General features: G+C 42.3%; 15 protein-coding genes. 6 read left to right on the top strand and 9 right to left on the bottom strand.

The window, feature by feature from the left end; all coding sequences use genetic code 11:
- Positions 1-368 precede the first annotated feature (368 nt).
- Genes E3D81_RS07355 through E3D81_RS07340 form a run of 4 tightly spaced genes read left to right on the top strand, consistent with a single transcriptional unit; the run spans position 369 to position 7,848 of the window.
- A complete protein-coding gene (locus tag E3D81_RS07355) occupies positions 369-1,514 on the top strand; it encodes an Sb-PDE family phosphodiesterase (protein WP_099365282.1) in 1,146 nt (381 codons plus the stop codon).
- Between the two features lie 25 nt (positions 1,515-1,539).
- Positions 1,540-4,782: a SusC/RagA family TonB-linked outer membrane protein gene (locus tag E3D81_RS07350; protein WP_134776979.1), complete on the top strand. Its 3,243-nt coding sequence runs from the start codon at positions 1,540-1,542 to the stop codon at positions 4,780-4,782.
- Positions 4,783-4,792: 10 nt separating this feature from the next.
- Positions 4,793-6,313, top strand: a complete 1,521-nt coding sequence (locus E3D81_RS07345; RefSeq protein ID WP_134776978.1) for a SusD/RagB family nutrient-binding outer membrane lipoprotein — start codon at positions 4,793-4,795, stop codon at positions 6,311-6,313.
- An 11-nt stretch (positions 6,314-6,324) separates the two neighbouring features.
- A complete protein-coding gene (locus E3D81_RS07340; protein WP_134776977.1) occupies positions 6,325-7,848 on the top strand; it encodes a DUF5689 domain-containing protein in 1,524 nt (507 codons plus the stop codon).
- Positions 7,849-7,918: 70 nt separating this feature from the next.
- On the opposite strand, the gene E3D81_RS07335 is transcribed toward E3D81_RS07340, so the two are convergent.
- Genes E3D81_RS07335 through ubiE form a run of 4 tightly spaced genes read right to left on the bottom strand, consistent with a single transcriptional unit; the run spans position 7,919 to position 10,366 of the window.
- Positions 7,919-8,377, bottom strand: a complete 459-nt coding sequence (locus E3D81_RS07335) for a GNAT family N-acetyltransferase (protein WP_099365285.1) — start codon at positions 8,375-8,377, stop codon at positions 7,919-7,921.
- Positions 8,377-8,826, bottom strand: a complete 450-nt coding sequence (locus tag E3D81_RS07330) for a GatB/YqeY domain-containing protein (RefSeq protein WP_134776976.1) — start codon at positions 8,824-8,826, stop codon at positions 8,377-8,379. The genes E3D81_RS07335 and E3D81_RS07330 overlap by 1 nt, the downstream gene beginning before the upstream one ends.
- A 30-nt stretch (positions 8,827-8,856) precedes the next feature.
- Entirely contained in the window at positions 8,857-9,621 is a 765-nt protein-coding gene (locus E3D81_RS07325) for an SDR family NAD(P)-dependent oxidoreductase (RefSeq protein ID WP_134776975.1), read from the bottom strand.
- 7 nt (positions 9,622-9,628) lie between these two features.
- Entirely contained in the window at positions 9,629-10,366 is a 738-nt protein-coding gene (gene ubiE, locus E3D81_RS07320) for a bifunctional demethylmenaquinone methyltransferase/2-methoxy-6-polyprenyl-1,4-benzoquinol methylase UbiE (RefSeq protein WP_134778411.1), read from the bottom strand.
- A 401-nt stretch (positions 10,367-10,767) separates the two neighbouring features.
- Between ubiE and dnaB the strand changes: the two genes are divergently transcribed.
- Positions 10,768-12,366, top strand: coding sequence for a replicative DNA helicase (dnaB, locus tag E3D81_RS07315; RefSeq protein ID WP_099365289.1), 1,599 nt, complete (start codon positions 10,768-10,770; stop codon positions 12,364-12,366).
- 343 nt (positions 12,367-12,709) lie between these two features.
- On the opposite strand, the gene E3D81_RS07310 is transcribed toward dnaB, so the two are convergent.
- The 5 genes from E3D81_RS07310 to E3D81_RS07290 form a co-directional block, all read right to left on the bottom strand.
- Positions 12,710-13,423, bottom strand: coding sequence for an OmpA family protein (locus E3D81_RS07310; RefSeq protein WP_134776974.1), 714 nt, complete (start codon positions 13,421-13,423; stop codon positions 12,710-12,712).
- A gap of 93 nt (positions 13,424-13,516) precedes the next feature.
- On the bottom strand, positions 13,517-14,071 hold the full coding sequence (locus E3D81_RS07305) for a hypothetical protein (protein ID WP_134776973.1): 555 nt from the start codon (positions 14,069-14,071) through the stop codon (positions 13,517-13,519).
- 188 nt (positions 14,072-14,259) lie between these two features.
- Positions 14,260-15,144, bottom strand: coding sequence for an Rpn family recombination-promoting nuclease/putative transposase (locus E3D81_RS07300; protein ID WP_099365292.1), 885 nt, complete (start codon positions 15,142-15,144; stop codon positions 14,260-14,262).
- 233 nt (positions 15,145-15,377) lie between these two features.
- Positions 15,378-16,103: a M15 family metallopeptidase gene (locus tag E3D81_RS07295; RefSeq protein WP_134776972.1), complete on the bottom strand. Its 726-nt coding sequence runs from the start codon at positions 16,101-16,103 to the stop codon at positions 15,378-15,380.
- A gap of 263 nt (positions 16,104-16,366) precedes the next feature.
- A complete protein-coding gene (locus E3D81_RS07290) occupies positions 16,367-17,314 on the bottom strand; it encodes an IS110 family transposase (RefSeq protein ID WP_134776146.1) in 948 nt (315 codons plus the stop codon).
- A 385-nt stretch (positions 17,315-17,699) separates the two neighbouring features.
- On the opposite strand from E3D81_RS07290, the gene E3D81_RS07285 reads away from it, so the two are divergent.
- The gene (locus E3D81_RS07285) at positions 17,700-19,976 is read left to right on the top strand and encodes an ATP-dependent helicase (protein WP_134776971.1); all 2,277 of its coding nucleotides are present in this window, start codon (positions 17,700-17,702) and stop codon (positions 19,974-19,976) included.
- Positions 19,977-19,993 lie beyond the last annotated feature (17 nt).

Here is a 19,993-nt window from a genome sequence, read left to right as displayed (position 1 = left end):
CGCTGCTCAGGATGACAAAGTCCAAAGATTGCTTCGTCGTTCCTCCTCGCAATGACGTGGATTTTTCTTTACAATTCCCTAAAATCCCCAAAAAAATACCCATAAGAAACCACAATTTTCAAAATTAATCCTTCCCCAATTCAACCTCCTTTCTCAAGAAAATAAATTAACTAAAATGCGTTATCATGCGGTTTTTGACACCTTCCGCGCACCTTTATTTTTCTTAAATATTTCCTATGCAACCTTTTCTTTGCTTTTCTTTCCTTATAAAACACCAAAATTCATGTTAATTCTTATCAAATACTAAACAATTTCTTAACATAAAATTTATATATTGACTGTAGTTTTGTTCAACATAATCTAAAACCATGAAGAAAACAGCAATACTAACCAGCCTACTATTATTAGGAACAACCAGTTTATTCAGTCAAACCAATCAAGGAGTAATCACTTTGGACGAATTCCGTTTGCCATCCAAACGCGATATCATCCATATTCCCAATGTCAACGGTTTCCAGGTTCTAAAATGTGATTTCCACATGCATACCGTATTTACAGATGGCCATGTATGGCCTAACGTACGCGTGCAGGAAGCTTGGAAAGAAGGTTTGGATGCCATTTCCATTACCGAACATATGGAATACCAACCCCATAAAGATGATGTGAACACCGACCATAACCGCTCACATGACCTTGCCGTGGAATTGGCTAAAGAAAACAACTTGGTCCTGATCAAAGGAACAGAAGTTACCCGTAATACGCCTCCAGGACACTTCAATGCGCTTTTCATTACTGATGCCAACAAGTTCATCGATGTTCGCGACGAGGATAAAGACCAAGAATCCATTGACCGCGTGATCAACGATGGTGCCTTTGTGTTCTGGAACCATCCGGGATGGAAGGACAAACAGATTCCGGGATCATATGAATGGATTCCATTTGTAGAAAAACTCTACCAGGAAAAGAAAGTACATGGCATCGAAGTAGTGAACGGATTGGGCTTCCATTCCAAAGCCTTAGATTGGGCATTGGACAGAAACCTAACCATTATCGGAAATACCGATATGCATAACCTGATCGCCCATAGCTACGATCTGAACAAAGAAGGTGTACACCGCACGATGACCTTGATCATGAGCAAGGACCGCAGCGCTCAAGGTATCCGCGAAGCATTGAATAGCGGAAGGACTGTAGCTTGGTCAAGCAAATACTTATTTGGAAAAGAAGAACACGTAAAGGCTTTGTTCGATGCCTGTGTAGCGTTGAGCCCAGTTTTCCATAAAAAGACCAATAATAAAGGAGTAGTAACCAATTATTATGAGATCAAGAACAACAGTGATCTATATTTTGAGCTGGTATTAAAAGCAGGAAAAGGGACAAAAAAGATTGTACTTTACCCTGGATCTGCCCAAACATTAACTGCCGAAGCCAACCAACCTTCATTAACCTATGAGGTGGTTTCTACCTATATCCGAAGTGATAAACATTTGAACGTGGATATCCGCTTGAATTAAGAAAAACAAACAAAAACTGAAATTAATGAATCGATCGATCTTGAGGATTAGCCAAGGAAGCCTTATCCTATTGTTAGGGCTTTCCTGTATTTCGCAGGCATCAGGGCACGTCAGGTATGTGCCTTTGAAATCCTATGCTGCACAAGAATTGATCAATGTACGTATTACGGTACTTGATCAGAGTTCTGGGAACCCTTTAGAGGGCGTGAGTATTAGTGCAAACAACCGAGCAATAGGCCTTACAGGCAAAGACGGGGTGTTTAGTGGTTCTGTTGTGAAAGGGACGACATTGAGCCTAAGAATGATAGGTTATAACTCAACAACCGTAAAGGTGGAACAGGAAACCTATTCCATTAAGTTATCGGCTGTAGACGAATCGATCGAGGAAGTCGTAGTCACGGCTTTGGGAATCAAGCGTGAAGAACAGGCTTTGGGTTATTCGGCTACTACCGTTAAAGGCGAGCAGTTGACCGAAGCCTTATCCAATAACTGGATGGATGCTCTTTCCGGAAAAGTTGCCGGTGTGAACCTGATGCGGTCCAATGCAGGACCTGTTGGGACCACCAAGATCATCCTTCGTGGAGAAAACAACCTAACCGGAGAAAATGGTGCCCTGATCGTTGTCGATGGAGTCATCATGAACGGTGGTTCTGGTCGATCCTCGGCTCTAGGTTCTGATGGCGCCTATGGAACGGGTTCCGACAACATGCCGGTAGATTATGGTAACGGTATGGACGACATCAATCCGGAGGATATCGAAAGCATTACGGTACTAAAAGGTCCAGGTGCAGCAGCACTTTATGGTTCCCGTGGAGCCAATGGTGCGGTCATCATTACCACTAAATCGGGGTCCGCTAAAGGAAAAGGAATTGGTATTACCGTTAATTCCAATGCTGCCTTTGAAAGCATGAACCGTTCCCCAGATCTACAATACGAATATGGTCAGGGTTTGGACGGAGCTGCGCATTACTCCTTCGGTTCTTCCGTGGATGGAAGTAGCACCAGTGGAACCAGTTCTGCTTATGGCCCTAAATTCGATGGTCAAGAATTTTTCCAATATGATCCTATATTACAAAAGGTAGGTCCTACAAGAACACCTTGGCGTGCCTATGATGGCAAAAATGGCGTAAATGGTTTCTTTGATGTTGGTAGAACCTTTACCAATACGGTATCTATCGACGGAAGTACCGACAAGACAACTGCCAGATTCTCCGCCACCAATACCCAGAACAAATGGATCGTTCCGAATACCGGATATAAAAAGAATTCATTGGCACTGTCCGTGAGTTCCAAGATCACCGATAAACTGACCATCAATTCCAAAGTGAATTATACCAACCGCTGGTCAGACAATTTGCCGGGAACAGGTTATGGAAACCAATCCTTGATGTACTGGTATATTTTCTGGCAACCAAGCGCTGACCTGAATTGGTTGAGAAATTATTGGGTGAATGGTGAAGAAGATCGTAAAATTGCTTATCCATTCAGTACCTATCCAGAAAACCCATACGCGATCTCCTATGAGTTCATCAATGCCAACAACAGGCATACCATTACCGGGAATGCACAGGCCGTTTATCAGTTTTCCAAAGACCTGAAAGCCCATGTTCGCGCGGCAATGGATATGGGGATCGAGGATAGAAACCAGAATAGACCTTACGATGCCGGTTCTAAACTTCGGGAAGGATCATACCGTAGCCAATCTATTTTCTCGAAGGAAACCAATATCGATTTCTTGGTGACCTATAATAAAAAACTGAACGATAACTTTGATTTTTCAGTCAACTTAGGTGGTGCATCTGCCCGTATCGATTATGATCGGGATGAAATGACCTCTGATGGTTTGTTCTACCCAGGTGTTTACAACCACAACAATTCAAAATATGGGGTAAAAACCCGTCAGATCATCGAGCGATCCCAAACCAACAGTTTATATACTTTGGTAACTACTGGATATAAGGATTTCTTATTCCTGGATGCTACGTTCCGTAGGGACTGGGCAAGTACCTTGGCTACACGTTTGTATATCGATAAAGAATTAGGGTTCAATTATCCTTCTATCAACGGAAGTTTCGTGTTCTCTAAAATCTGGGATCTTCCAGAATTCATCAGCTTTGGTAAATTCCGTGCCTCTTATGCAGGTACCGGATCAGGTGTACAGAAACCTTTTCAAACAGAATTCAATTACGAAAATCCAAATTCCTTGTTGGGAGGGTCATTGGCTAATCCATCAACCCTGGCCAATCCGTTGATCAAGCCGCTTTCTACATCGTCGCTGGAATTCGGTACCGATATCCGCATGTTCAACAATAAAGTGAAATTGGATATTGCTTGGTATAAAGCAAATTCATCGAACCAACACCTTTACCGTTTCGTAGACCCTGCTTCGGGAGTAAGCCGTTTCTTGGTCAACTTTGGTGAAGTGGAAAACAAAGGTCTAGAAATCGCCTTGAACACTGATCAGATCAAAGCTAAAGACAATGGCTTTGGATGGTCATCCTATATTACCTATACCGGAAATAAAAACCTCATCAAACAGTTGACCGATAGCACCATCGTGCTTCAGCAGCGTTCAGTAGGATCTGGACAGATTGTAGGAATGGTCGGTGGAAGTTTAGGCGATCTTTATGGTATTGGCTATGAGCGTGCTCCTGATGGACAAGTCATCTATGATGAATCTACCGGATACGCGAAACTAACCAGTGAAATCCTGTATTTGGGAAATACCATTCCAAAAGGTAAAATGAGTTTCGGAAATAACTTCTCTTATAAAGGGTTGCGTATGAACCTCTTGTTCGATACCCAATGGGGAGCAGTTGGTCATTCCTTAACCCATTATAAATTAGCAGAGCAAGGAAAAACCAAAAATACCTTACCAGGACGCTACAGCAGTATCATCGGTAATGGGGTAATCCAGAATGCGGATGGTACCTACCGCCAAAATGATGTCATCGCCAAGAACGTTGATGAATATTACCGTTCTCATTTCGGGCAGGATAATGCCGAAGGAAGCACATTCCCTACCGATTTCATCAAATTTAGGGAAGCGCGTTTGGATTATAGCTTAAATAAGAACCTGGTTTCCCGTTTAGGCATTAACCGGGCGACCATTGGTGTTTATGGCCGTGATCTATTCATCTGGACCAAATGGCCGGCCTTCGATCCAGAATTCGGAACCTTGGATGGTGGGGATATCGTGAAAGGATTTGAGATTGCTCAATTCCCGTCAACCCGTACATTCGGATTTAACCTAATTGTTGGTTTCTAACTCGATTATCATGAAATTGAAAAATATACTATTTGGAAGTCTGTTAAGCATCTTAGCACTTTCATCTTGCGATAAAGGTTTTGTTGACCTGAATGTCGACCCGACCAAAACCACGGAAGCCTATCCGGAGCAGTTCATGGCAAATGCTTTGATCTCTTCCGTATCCGCCAATATGAACCGGAACAGGGGCTTCAACAATGAATTGATGCAGGTCACTGTTTCCATTGGAGATGGCGAATTCAAAGTCTTCCGATATGACTTTAGAAGAAGTTGGTCAGATTACCTTTGGAGCAACCACTTCCTGAATCTATCCAATTACAAGGATATGTACAGCAAGGCGCAGAATGAGTTGACCTTTAATACGTCCTATCAAGGGATCTCCATGATCCTTCAGGCATGGACCAACTCCATTCTAACGGATACGTATGGTGATATCCCTTATACACAGGCTACCTTGGGAAGAGACTCCTTGTTGTTCGAACCAAAATTTGATGCCCAGAAGGATATCTATACCAATCTGTTGATGAAATTGGATTCGGCGAATAACCTGCTGAAAGCCAATACCGCAATTGATCCATTACAGGATCCAGTATATGCTGGATCGGTAGCCAATTGGCGTAAGTTTGGAAACTCCTTATTCCTGAGGTTATTGATGCGTGTTGCCCATAAAGCCGAGGTAAAAGATTATGCAGAAGCAAAAATCAAAGAGATTTTGGAAACCAATAAATCTAATTATCCCATCATTGCCAATAATGAGGAGTCTGCCATTCTTCGTTGGACGGGAGAAGGGGTTTATGTATCCCCATTTATGTCGACAAGGGTACAGGATTTTAGAGCAACTGCGATTGCCGAATATTTCATTGATTTCTTGCGTGATACGAATGATCCACGATTGAACATTCCTGACTATGGGAAAGCAGGTGTAAACCGTTGGGGAATTGCGCCCGTGTCCGGAAACTTCGTAGGTGTTCCAAGTGGATATGCCCAAGGTTCGGAGGATTATTCAAAAATGTCCTATTTCTATTCGGCAGATCAGATCGTAGGGGGATACAGCATGCAGCATGAACCTATGACCGGAATGATCATGAATTTTGCGGAGGTGGAATTCATCAAGGCAGAAGCCATGCTGAAAGGCTATATCACTGGAGATCCTAGCGTGCCTTTCTATTCTGGCGCTTCCAATTCCATTACCCTATGGGTACCGACATGGACCGGAAATATCGAGGAACATCTGGCGGCCTCTGATAAGGCTTGGGATGCTGCGGCAACTTTCGACGAGAAAATGGAAATGATCCATCAGCAAAAGTATTTTGCGTTGTTCTTAGTAGATCTTCAACAATGGTTCGAGTATAGAAGAACAGGACATCCAATATTGCCAAAAGGAGCAGGTTTGAAGAACAATGGCGAAATGCCGGCGCGTATGCAATATCCAGTCTACGTGCAATCTTCTAACCCAGTAAGTTATAGAGAAGCGGTTGCCAGACAAGGGGCAGATGAAATCAATACAAAAATGTGGTGGCAAAAGCCTTAATCATGAAGGAGATGAAAAATATTTTTAAAAAATTATTCGGATTTGCAGTGCTCGCAGGTAGCTTGGCAAGTTGTGCGGATACCAATTATCCAGGAGGGGAGGTGAGTCCTTATATCGGTATATATGATATCCGTAATTTATATAAAGGTTCGGCGATTGATCTGAACCTGGAAACCATGGAAGGCTCCAATAGCCTTTCGGCTGTGGTGATTTCGGATCACTCGGGTAATAACCTGCCTGAAGGCATGTTGTTCGTGCAGGATGCCAGAAGGTTAAGTTTATTAAGAGGAGTGGCCATTCCACTAGGAGATCTCGCTAAAGAATATAAACCGGGAGATTCTGTGATCATCAATCTCGATGGTACTGTTTTAGACCGTGTTGATGGACTCTTGCAGATCAAGAATGTGGACCAGAATCGCATCACTAAAGTGGCTTCAGATAGACCGGTTTATGCGACTTTAACCAATACCGCAAAGATTGCCGCGAAACCTTATGATTTCGAAAGTACCTTGGTGGCCATTGTTAAGGGAGGTTATACTTACACTCCTGAGCCGGGTCAGGTGATTTCTGGCGATCAGACCATCAATGATGGATTTGGAACCATTACGGTTTCTACCGATGCGAATTCAACATTGGCCAACCTTCCACAGTATAAAATGGCCAATTACTATGGTATCGTATTTACCAAACAGGAGCAAGACAGTGTTATTGCTTATCAGAAAATGCGTACGCAACGAGATTTAGTGGAATTGAAATCGGTATATAAGGTTCCGAAAGCTATTATTACCGGTTGGAACAATGATCCAAAAGGTTCCGATAATAACCATGAGTATATGCAGTTTATGGCAACAGAGGATATCGATTTTGCTAAAACGCCGTTCTCGGTGGTTACCACCAATAATGCCAATGCTTCCACCCCAGTGGGTTTCCCACAAAAGGGCTGGGCAACAGGTGGCATGCGGACCTATAAGATCAATCTGACCAAAGGAACAGCCAAGAAAGGGACCTTCTTCTATGTAGGTGGAACCAATGGATTGATCCTCAGTTCGGGATCCACCAGTATCAAACATGCCAACTGGATTGCTACACATAATTATGGCACGACCGATGGGCAAGGTTTCGGAACAAAGACCACCAACCTATTGGCCAATAGCGGAAATACCTATGGAATTGCGATTTTTGAAGGTACGGATGTAACAGAGAAATCGATCCCAGAGGATGTGATGTTTGTGGCTTCTGGAGGTAGTGTGGTTGGTAATGGTTTTGGATACCGTGTAGCCAATAATGACTTCTATGATATCATTAACCCGATCACGTTGAACGAACAGCCGTTCTATCGTTCTGGGTCGAATACCAACAATATTCCTTATAATACACCTTCCGATGCGGGCTATTTCAATTATATGGGGGGAGAATATAACATGACCTTAGGTCGTTGGACCAAAGCACGTGTAAAATATGCGCCTTTATTGGAAAAGACTTCTGTATTGGAGGATATTGAAAATCCAGAATTTGCAACCAAGCTGGTCTATTAACCATTTGGTTCCTGATTAGCATCATCGTTAATATTATACAATAAAATGGGTTCCTAAAGGAGCCCGTTTTTTATGCTTGAATATGCTGGTAATAAGCCATCTCTAGATGGGGAATATCATCTTCGAGATACATATCACTCTCTGTCTTGAATCCCAGTTCATTATAGAATTTTTCCAGGTATTGCTGACCGGAAATCCGGATCGGAAAATCAGGATAATCCTCTACCAAGCTTTGTATCGCTTGTTCCATCAATAATTTTCCATAATCCAATTTTCTGAATTCAGGATGGACCAGGACCCTTCCGATAGAAGAAGATCCAGGGTAGGAGTAATCTGGTGGGATCAATCGCGCATAGGCGACACATTTGTCATCCTTCACCGCAAATAGATGCTTGGCAAACTGATCCTTATCATCACAATCCCTATAGATACAAGTCTGTTCCAGTACAAAAACCTCCTGTCTTACCTGCAGGATTTTGTACAGTTCCAACGAACTCAGCTCTTCAAAGGATTTATTGAACCATTCCATTAGCTCAATAACGCTTTAACAACTTCTGAAATTGTTCTACCATCTGCTTTACCCGCCAATTTTTGATTGGCAACACCCATCACCTTACCCATATCTTTTACCGACGTAGCGCCACTTTCTGCAATAACTCCTTTAACGATCTCTTCGATGGCTGCACGGTCCAATTGTTTCGGTAGATAAGCCTCAATCACTTCCTGTTCTTCCACTTCGATCTGATAAAGATCTTCACGGTTTTGCTGTTGGTAGATTTCTGCTGATTCCTTACGTTGTTTCACCAATTTCTGAAGTACCTTGATTTCCGCTTCTTCGGTCATCTCCTCGCTATGGCCCTTTTCGGTTTTTGCCAACAAAATAGCCGCCTTGATGGCACGAAGTCCACGCAATTTTGCATTATCCTTAGCGATCATTGCCGCTTTAATATCTTGGTTGATTTGTGTTTCTAATGACATTCTATTATAAATTAAACGTATATGAATAGATTAGTTGTTTCTGTTGATGATGGTGCCATTGGCCTGCACGGTTGGCATGACCAATAGATCATTGATATTAACATGTTTTGGTCTGGAAAGCACAAAAGATACGATCTCCGCAATATCCTGACCGTTCAACGGAGTCAGGCCATGGTAGACGGCCTTTGCTCTTTCCTTGTCGCCATGAAATCTTACTTCCGAAAATTCCGTTTCCACCATACCTGGATTGATGGCAGTTACCTTGATCCCTTTGCTCAGTAGGTCAATGCGCATTGCCTTATTCAAGGCATCCACAGCGTGTTTGGTTGCACAATACACATTGCCGTTCGGATAGACCTCCTTACCGGCAATGGATCCCAAATTGATGATGTGCGCTTGTTCGCTCCCCTCCATCATAGGGACCACGTATTTGGTCACGTATAGAAGTCCCTTTACATTGGTATCGATCATTCTGTCCCAATCACCTATGTCTCCATCTTGAATCGGATCCAATCCTTGGCTCAGACCAGCATTATTGATCAAAACATCCACTTTGCGCCATTCTGCAGGGAGGTTCCCTAAAGTGGTCTCCACTTCTTCGGCATTGCGGACATCCAATTTGAAGGTATGTACCTCACAATTCGGGTTCAATGTTTTGATTTTATTCGTTAATTCTTCCAGTTTTTCAATTCTCCTGGCGCATAATAGCAAGCGAAAGTTCTGCTCTTCCGCCAATTGCAATGCACAAGCTTCACCTATTCCTGAGCTTGCCCCTGTAATTAAAACTGTTCTCATTTATTTTTTAGTTATGACATTCGTAAATGGTACAGAAGCCAAAAGTCTGTGGTCTTACCCGACAGGATTTAAAGCCTACTGTTTTGGTGATGGCTGCAAACCGTTCGCCATCAGGAAATTTGGCTACCGATTCCGGCAGGTATTCATAAGCTCTATTGTCTTTAGAGATCATTTTGCCCATCGCTGGCGTTATCTTGTTGAAATAAAAATTAAATAGCTGCTTGATCGGGAAGGCGGTAGGATTGGAAAGCTCCAAAATAATTGCCTTTCCACCAGGTTTCAATACCCTGCGGATATCGCTCAGTCCCTGTTCCAGGTTCTCAAAGTTCCGAACCCCAAAAGCAACCGTCACAGCGTCAAAGGTCTGGTCTTCGAAGGGTAGTGCCTCCGAATCGCCCAAACAAACCTCAAACTGATTTTCTAAACCTTTTTTCTTGATCTTTTCTTTCGCCACATCCAACATCCCTTGGGAAATATCCACCCCAATGATCTTTTTGGGATTCAGGATACGGATGGCTTCAATAGCAAAATCACCAGTTCCCGTGGCGACATCTAGCATCATCTGTGGGTTTAAACTTTTCAAAGATTTGATGGCTTTTTTGCGCCAGATGGTATCAATCCCCATCGTCATAAAACGGTTCAATAGATCATAAGTTTTCGAAATGTTGTTGAACATATCCGCTACTTGCTCTTTTTTTCCGCCCTCGGGATTGTATGGTTTTACTGTTGAAGCATCATTTGACATAGGGACAAAGATACAACAAAGTAAACAGAAATTATCCTTTATCTCCCGAGCTTTTTCCATAGTTTAGATAATCCAAAAACCTTAACTCCCTGACTATGAATTTGAACTGCTTTTTAAGCCAACAAAGCCTTTCCGAGGCTTTCCTGCTAAAGGCTTATTAACAGTCTCCGATGTTATCCACATCGATTTAAATGATTGATAATGAGTGTTTAAATAGAGTTATTAAGGTTTTATCCACATTTGATGTGGAATACTAAGGCTTGTAATTCAACTACTATTGCATGATTGTTGAAGCACCTATTTTAGCTGTTCATAACTTTGGTTATAGAGGTATTTTATTTTCCTTACATTTGTTACCCTATCATTGAAAACTTTTGAACAAGCCGTAGATAAATTGTAATATGTCTTTAGAAAACGAACACACAAATAGCCAGTCGGGTCAGTCGAACCGTCCGAACTTCAAGCAGAAACGGACGAGTGTGAACAACTTGATTAGTGGTTTGGGTAAGATACCACCTCAAGCTTTGGATCTGGAAGAAGCAGTCCTTGGCGCACTCATGTTGGAAAAGAATGCATTGAGTGAGGTGATCGATATCCTAAAACCGGATTCGTTCTATAAAGAAGCACATCAACAGATCTTCCAGGCAATTTATAACCTGTTCCAAAAGACTTCGCCAATCGATCTACTGACCGTAATCGCCGAATTGCGCGGAATGGGCGCTTTGGAAATGGTTGGTGGAGCTTATTATATTACCCAATTGACGGATAGGGTAGTATCTGCAGCCAATATCGAATACCACGCACGTATCATCTCCCAAAAATATATCCAAAGAGAACTGATCAAGGTGTCCACAGAGATCATCAACGCTTCGTATGACGAAACCAGTGATATCTTTGATCTATTGGATCATGCGGAGAAATCTTTGTTCGATATCGCGCAGAATAACTTGAGAAGGGATTCACGTAAGATGGACGACATCATGCGCGAAGCCATCAATAACCTGGAGTTATTACGTGATCGGACAGACGGTTTAACGGGTATTCCTTCCGGGCTGACAGCGTTGGATCGGATGACTTCCGGTTGGCAACCATCGGATCTGGTGATTATTGCGGCTCGTCCGGCAATGGGTAAAACGGCCTTCGTATTATCTGTAGCACGGAATGCTGCGGTAGACCATCAGCGTGCTGTTGCGGTATTCTCCCTGGAGATGTCGTCAGTACAGTTGGTTAACCGTCTGATTGCTGGAGAAACGGAGATTGAACAGGAGAAATTGAAAAAAGGTAATCTGGCAGACCATGAATGGCAGCAACTGCATTCCAGAATTGGTCGATTGACAGAAGCACCTTTGATCATCGATGATACCCCAGCGCTGAACGTATTCGAGTTCCGCGCAAAATGTAGACGTCTAAAAGCACAATACGATATTCAGATGGTGATCGTCGATTACCTGCAGTTGATGCATGGTAAAGGTGATGGTAAAGGTGGCGGTGGTAACCGTGAGCAAGAGATCGGTAGTATTTCCCGCGCATTGAAATCTGTTGCCAAAGAATTGAATATCCCGGTACTGGCCTTATCACAGTTAAGTCGTGCCGTAGAATCAAGACCTGGTAACAGTAAGCGTCCAATGCTTTCCGACTTACGTGAATCGGGATCTATCGAGCAGGATGCGGATATGGTGTTGTTCTTATATCGTCCGGAATATTATGGGTTGATGGAAGATGAAGAAGGTCGATCCACGGTTGGGGTAGGTGAGGTTATTATTGCGAAGCACCGTAACGGTGAAACTGGTATTGTACCTTTACGCTTTGTGGGTAAATATGTGAAGTTCGTGGATCTGGAGGATGATTTCTCTGGTATGGGTGGCCCTGAAGGTGGAAGTTTCAACGACTTTGGCGGTGCAAGTAGTGCTATGCAGCCTTCCAGTGATTTCGGTGGATTTGGTGGGGGTATTACTATGCCATCGAGAATGAACGATATGCCGGATGATGCACCGTTTTAGGGGTATTTATTTGGTAGTATTTAGTAGTTAGTATTTAGTAGTTAGACTGTGTAGTTTGATGGGAGATGAGGGATTATAGATGATAGATGAGAGATTATAGATTTTTGATGGAGAGGGATTAGGTAAAGGATAAAAAAATAAGAAAAAAAGCCGTATCAGATTGGAATTTGATACGGCTTTTTTATGTTGTTGTAGGCTAGTTTCAAGTGTAGTGTAAGTGAGTTGTAAGTGAGTTGTAAGTGTGTATTTGCACTTACATGGTACTTGCAATATTCTTGGAAGATGCTTTCATGAATAATTAAAACCTAGCCTAATTTTGGGTAATAATGTTCAATAGGAATAGTTAATTGCTGATGCTCTGAGAGCCGACGAATTTGATGTCAACTCTTCTGTTTTTAGTGCGGCCTTCGGGATTGTCCTGTCCGTTGGGTAGTTCATTGTCAGCGATGGGGTCTTTTTCCCCTTTTCCGCTGGCTAAGAGCTTATTTTTTACACCGTTTTTTTCGAACCATTGTTTTACTGCTTCTGCACGTTGTAGGGACAATTTGTCGTTGTATTGGTCATTCCCTTTTGAATCGGTATGCCCAATGATCTGAACGGCATCGGCATTAACTTTTTTCAGTTGATCAGCAACTTTTTTAAGTTCTGGTTCTGCCTCAGGTTTTATGGTTGCCTTATTAAAATCGAAAAGGTTGTCTGCTGCTAGGCGGATGTCGACATTCAAGTTGCTGGATGATGCTGTCAAACTGCTTCCTGAAGTAATCAAGGTTCCATCGGATGTGTTTGAGGATGAGGTGTTTCGGTTGTCCGTTGCTGAAGTAGTTTGGTTTTCGCTTTCTGAGGCGGTTTGGTTGCCTGATCTTGATGCAGAAAATGATCCAGTATCTGCACCAAACCCTTGGGATTCTGCTCTTAGGGTATCTACTGGCTCATTGTTTATGGGTGCATAAACCGTATCCTTGCTGCCTTTTTGATTGCTGTTTTCAGCATTGCAACCCATAAGTAGCAATGCTGAGAACAGACTCATATTTATAAAAGTTATTCCTGAATTTCTCATATTCCAAATTTCTCTTATCTCATCTTTTCTGCAATTCCATCTTTTCTACAATTCTATCCTTTCTGAAATCTGCTTTCTGCAATTCTATATGGATTATTGGCGGGTGATAGGAAGTCCATCAAACGTTCCGTAATCTCCTAACGTTAAACTGATGGTTTTGCTTTCAGCAGGTGGAGCTGCAAATTTCAGGCTCATCAATACCATTTTATCCGATCCCAGATACCTCATTTTTTTGCCCTCTGAATTGGTTGGCGTAAGCATAACTTTTCCAGCATCATCTTTCAGTAAGCTGTTTTTCTTTGCCGTTGCATCATCGATGTAATAGATGTTATCTGCTGGGAAATTGATGTTGATTGCATTTTTCTCTGGATTGTCCAGCATCAGTTCAACAGTCATGATGCTTCCCAACACATTGACCTTAGTGACATTAATAGTCCCGTCACTAACTTGTTTACTGCTGATTGCATTGGTTGTGGCTGGTTGTGCCGGTTCTTCCACAACTCTTTCTTCCACAATTACGGGTGAAGCTGGTTGGTTGACCACAATAGTCGTGTCCTTATCTGTGTCCTGATCAGTTTTGGTAGTTGTCGTACATGCCGTGCATGCCAATAGGCCTAAACCTAATAAGATTTTTGTATTTGAGTTCATAGGTGGTTATTTATTTAACAATTTGTGTTCAACTTCAAATACTTCAATTACTGTACCAAGTTAGACGATAGGGGGGGATAGGTGGTAGATGATAGATATTAGACAATAGACAATAGAATTTATTTGTCTAATTATTTTATTCCATCTGGGTTTTTGCTGTATTGATAATCTTTTATTTTTTTGAATTTCTAGCCCTTTTTGGATTTTATGATTTTATTGATCTCCACTTGAGAAAGGCCAGTTATTTTGGAGATTTTTTCAATGGGGTCACCATAATGATGAAGAAGTAAGACAAACTCTTGATTTCTTTCTGCTCTTCCTTTTAATTCTCCTTCTTCCAACCACGTGTCTTTCATTAATTGGGCATCCCTTTTACGTTTTAGTTCCCTGTCGTACATTTCCTGCTCCTTTCTGTTTAGATTTGTATATTTTGCTATTTTAAATAGTTTTTTAAAAATAGGATCCTGAAGTGGATCTGGGATTTTTTGCATGACCGACATATGTTTTAAAGCAAAAAGCCATTTCTCCAGATCTCCCTGTATTTCAGGTTCTTTCTTGGTAAAGTTAATCAATTCTAAGAAAATTATTTTGCTTTTTTCGAGATATATTGTTCCTGTTTCCATACTGCAATAGCAGAGCGGGTGGATATAATTTTGATCCTTGTTTTCTATTTCTAGCGGAAAGCTGTCCATGAGCACAATAGTGTAAATTTCCGAAATTTCGTAATTCCATTTTTTCTGCTTTCCGATTTGACCTTGTTCGGAAATGAGAATGGATTGATAATATAGTATTCGACTTAAGAAATTCCGCTGATTATACCGCTGTACCTCGATGATAATATGTTCCCCGTTCTGACCGATACAATGGAGATCAAAAAATACTTTCCCATGCTCTTTGGTTTTGCCAATTCGTTCTGAATTACATTCATGTATATCTAAGATAATTTTTCGTCCCTGAAAAACCACATTTAGGAAGTTGATCAATAGATCTTTGTTAGCTGATGTGCCGAATATTTTTTTAAAACCAAAATCCGATAAAGGTTCAATGTAGGTTGGTTTTATCTGTCGGCTCATTGTGTTAATTGTCTGTTATAAAGATAATTAACGTAGGGAAATTAATTGTTTCCTTCTTTTTATCAAATGGTTAAAAAAGGATTCGGATGAAAGGTAATAGATGTTAGATTATAGATGATAGACGATAGATAATAGACGATGGATAGCCGAAATTCGTCATTGCGAGGAACGAAGCAATCTTTGGACTAATCGAAAGATTGCTTCGTTCCTCGCAATGACGGAGAAATTGGCCGTTATTTAATAGGGAAATTAAAATATTTATCCTTGAAAGGTTCGTTTTTCAGAGTATAGTGCCACCATTCTTCATCAAGTGCTTTGAAGCCATGTTTATCCATGAGAGTCCTTAATTTTTTGCGGTTGACTTTTTGGGTTTCTGTTAGATGCCGGTAATTGTGATGGGATTTTTCTCCGAAATAATCGAATGGACTGCCCATATCCAGTTCTTTTTTGTCTTTGAGGGTGATCAGGGTGAGGTCGATGGTGCTGCCTCGGCTATGTCCTGATCTTTCAGCAATGTATCCCAATTTGAAAAGGTTTCTTTTATCCACTTCGGGATAGAAAGTAGCTTTCGCCAAGGTATCTTTGATGTCCTTAGCCCAACGTTTGAAATGGTCGACCGCTTGTTGAGGTCGATAAGCATCAAAGACTTTGATCCCTAAGCCTTCTTTTTGGAGGTCCTTTTGCAATGCCTGAAGTGCGAATCCTGCTTCCAGGGTGGCATAGGCAACTTCACGTTTGTATCCATCCACTGGTCTACCCAGAAAATTATGGTTTCCATAATAGCTCAAGTCTATTTCTATTCCAGGTACGATTTTTTTCAGATCCACAAAGGTACCAGGCACTGGTTGTAAAACCGAACAAGAAGATAATATTAAGCAGAAAATCAGTAATATGCAGGAATTCAATAAAGTTCGAAAACAATGCTGGAGGTCTTTTTCTGTGGTCAATAAATTATTCATAGAATGGACTGTATTTCAGTTTTAATTGTATATAGAATTAAATGTATAAGGGTAGCTCTAATTTACGGAATGTTCTTGATAGATTAGATAATAGACGTTAGATAATAGATTATAGACCTTTCCCGACCTTGCGAGTTTTTTCGTCATTGCGAGGAACGAAGCAATCTTTCGATTAGTGTAAAGATTGCTTCGTCGTACCTCCTCGCAATGAACTGTGTATATATCCAAATAATAAATTAAATTTTCTCCAAATAATATTCTGATTAGGCCGCTTTTGCGATGTAGCCCTTTCCAGATTTTGCGATGGCGAATGCCTGTTTGATCAGTTTGTTCACCACTGCTATGATTGCGACCTTGTATGGCTTTCCTTTTTCCATCAACCTCCCATAAAGCTCACTGCAGGCGGTGTTGCTCCTGATGGCGGATATTGCCGCCATGTACAGCACCTTTCTGACCTGGCCCATCCCCATCTTGCAGATATGCCCCTTTCCCTTTACGCTGGTACCGGATTCGAATATCCTGGGCGCCAGTCCGAAATAGGATATCAGCTGCCTGTGCCCCTCGAACCGACTGAAACCGTCCGTCAGGATGATAAGCAGTGCTGCGCTGCGTGGCCCTATTCCCGGTATGCTCCGCAGGTTCGCGTTGAGTTCCCCGTAATTCTCCATGATGATCTGCTGGATCTGTCTTTCATGTTCATTGATGTTCTCATCAAAAACTTTGATCCCTTCCTCCATGGTCTTCCTGAGCGAGGGGTCCAGTGTCCCAGCATATTCATATGCATGGAGCTGGTTCCCTAGAAGGTTCCTGCATTCCTTCTGTCCCTTGATATAGCCCTCCAGGTTCCTGATCCTCAGCACATGTTCCTCCGGCAGCCTCCATTGGGCAGGTTCCGTCATGCTGGTGAACTTGGCGATGAGCTGGGCATCCTTCCTGTCGGTCTTGGTCCTGGCCAGGGTCATCTGGGAAAAACGCCTGATGACAAGGGGGTTGATGACCGAGACACGTTCATCCCTTTCCCAGAGGAACCTTGCCAGGCGGAAGTAATAGGGACCGGTGGCCTCCATCGCTATATGGCTGCCGTGCATGTGGCCCAGGGCCTCCACAAAACCCGCTTGGTCGTTACGGAAACGACCCTTGAAAACCTCTTTCTCTCCCGATTGGACAGAAATGTCAAAATAATCCTTTGAACAATCAATACCTGTTACCATATTTGTATATCATATTTGTGGATTACAGCAGCTCTTATCATAACTTATCAATCGTAAAAACAGGCTCCTGGCCTAATGAACTGTCCAAGTTTATGATAGGAATAAGAGAGGGGGATTAACATTGCGAAGGGTCTCTCAAGGACCAATGACGATTAAAAATCTTACTCCCTCTCTCGCTGTATCCTAAATGAAATACAAAATTATATTCTGTCTCTTTAATTCCTATAACTTACTTACAAACTTACGATGACGGGTCTATCGTCTATAGTCTATCATCTATAAACTCTCATCTAACGTCTCTCATCTATTGTCTACTCCATGTATTTTTCGTAATTTTGAGTCCCCATAAATAGAGGCAATAGATATTTAAACTTAGGAGCGAATTTTGGATTTTTTAGCAGGATTAAATCCTTCCCAGCGAGCGGCTGTCGAGCAGACTCAAGGTCCGGTGATGATTGTAGCAGGTGCAGGATCTGGAAAGACACGTGTGATAACCTATCGGGTGGCCCATTTGATTCAAAAGGGCGTTGATCCATTCAATATATTAGTATTAACCTTTACCAACAAGGCTGCGAAAGAGATGCGTGAGCGTATCATGAAGGTGGTTGGTCAAGAGGCGAAGAACATCTGGATGGGAACTTTCCACTCCGTTTTTGCCCGTATCCTACGGGTGGAGGCTGAACTGATCGGTTATCCCCGCAATTTTACTATTTACGATACAGACGATACCAAGAGCTTATTGCGCGCCATCTTGAAAGAGTTGAACCTGGATGATAAACTGTACAATGTAAACCATGTATATGGTCGGATTTCATCAGCAAAGAATAACCTGATCTCTCCGCAGGAATATAATAAGAACGAAGCCATTATGGCGGAGGATATCGCCAATGGAAGGGGACAATTGGGACAGATCTACATGACCTATGCGCAACGTTGTTACCGCGCCGGGGCCATGGATTTTGACGATCTATTGTTCAAGACCAATGTGCTGTTGAACAAACATCCCGATGTGCTGTACAAATACCAGCATCAGTTCAAATACCTGATGGTGGATGAGTATCAGGATACCAACTTTTCCCAGTACCTGATCGTGAAAAGACTGGCAGCAGTGAACGAGAATATCTGTGTGGTAGGGGATGATGCGCAAAGTATCTATGCATTCCGCGGTGCCAATATCCAGAACATCTTGAATTTCCAGAAGGATTATCCGGATGTGAAGGTCTATAAATTGGAACAGAACTACCGTTCGACCAAGATGATCGTCAATGCAGCGAACAGCATCATCGCCAACAATAAGAATCAATTAGAAAAGAATGTATTCTCCGACAATGAGGATGGAGAAAAAATAAAAGTTACACGTGCTTTTTCGGATAATGAAGAAGGAAAGATTGTTGCTGAGGCCATTTTGCAGGAAAAATCGCTTAAGACCTTAAACTTTAAGGATTTTGCAATCCTATATCGTACCAATGCGCAATCCAGATCCATGGAGGAAGCCCTTCGAAAGCTGGGAGTTCCCTATAAATTATATGGTGGAACCTCCTTCTACCAACGTAAGGAAATCAAGGACCTGATCGGGTATTTCCGATTGACCTTTAACCCGAATGATGAAGAAGCCTTAAAACGGGTGATCAATTATCCTCGACGCGGAATCGGTGATACCACCGTAGACCGTATCATGGTGGCTGCAGACCAGAACCAACTTAGACTCTGGGATGTGGTAGCCAATGCGCAGATGTTTTTGGACGGAAGGAGCGCGGGTTCAGTGACCAATTTTGGGATCATGATCCAAAGTTTCCAGGCAATGGCCAAAACCAATACGGCATTTGATACCGCCATGTATATCGCGCAACATTCCGGCATATTAAAGGATCTTTACGAGGATAAATCTGTTGAAGGCCTTGCTCGATACGAGAATATCCAGGAATTGCTGAATGGTATCAAGGAGTTTTCGGAGAGGGAGGACCTGGAGGAAAAAGGCCTGGATGTGTTCATGCAGGACATTGCTTTATTGACCAACGATGACAACGATAAGGATCCAAATGCAGATACGGTTTCTTTGATGACTATACATGCCTCTAAAGGATTGGAATTTCCGGTGGTATTCATCGTAGGATTGGAGGAGAATCTATTTCCATCGCAGTTGTCACTCAATTCCCGCTCGGAATTAGAAGAGGAACGCCGATTGTTCTATGTGGCAGTTACACGGGCAGAAAAGAAATTGCATCTTTCCTATGCCACCTCACGCTATCGTTGGGGAACCTTAAATAACTGTGAGCCAAGTAGATTCTTGGATGAATTGAACCCAAGTTGTTTGGATTTGGATTTCAAACCGCGAAGTTCTGCGGTTGGATCCGAGGATTTTCAATCAGAACGCGTATCTTGGCAGCGAAAAGAGACAGGCGATGTGTTTTCCAAACCGAAACCTAAGGTGGTGAAAACGACCTCGATATTGCCGAAGGCACATAAACCTACCGAAGGTTTTGCGCCATCGGATACATCCAACCTGCAAGTAGGGATGGAAGTGGAGCATGAAAGATTTGGTTTTGGGAAGGTGATCAACCTGGAGGGAAATAAACCGGATATTAAAGCAACTATTTTTTTCAAAGAGTTGGGACAGAAGCAATTGTTGCTTAAATTTGCCAAACTGAGAATCGTGGAATAATCCAAGAGTAATAAAAT

The sequence above is a fragment of the Sphingobacterium sp. CZ-2 genome (genome assembly GCF_004526235.1).
GTDB classification, from domain to species: domain Bacteria; phylum Bacteroidota; class Bacteroidia; order Sphingobacteriales; family Sphingobacteriaceae; genus Sphingobacterium; species Sphingobacterium tenebrionis.
The sequence above is the reverse complement of the archived record's forward strand: the minus strand, read 5'-3'. Positions and strand labels throughout refer to the sequence as shown.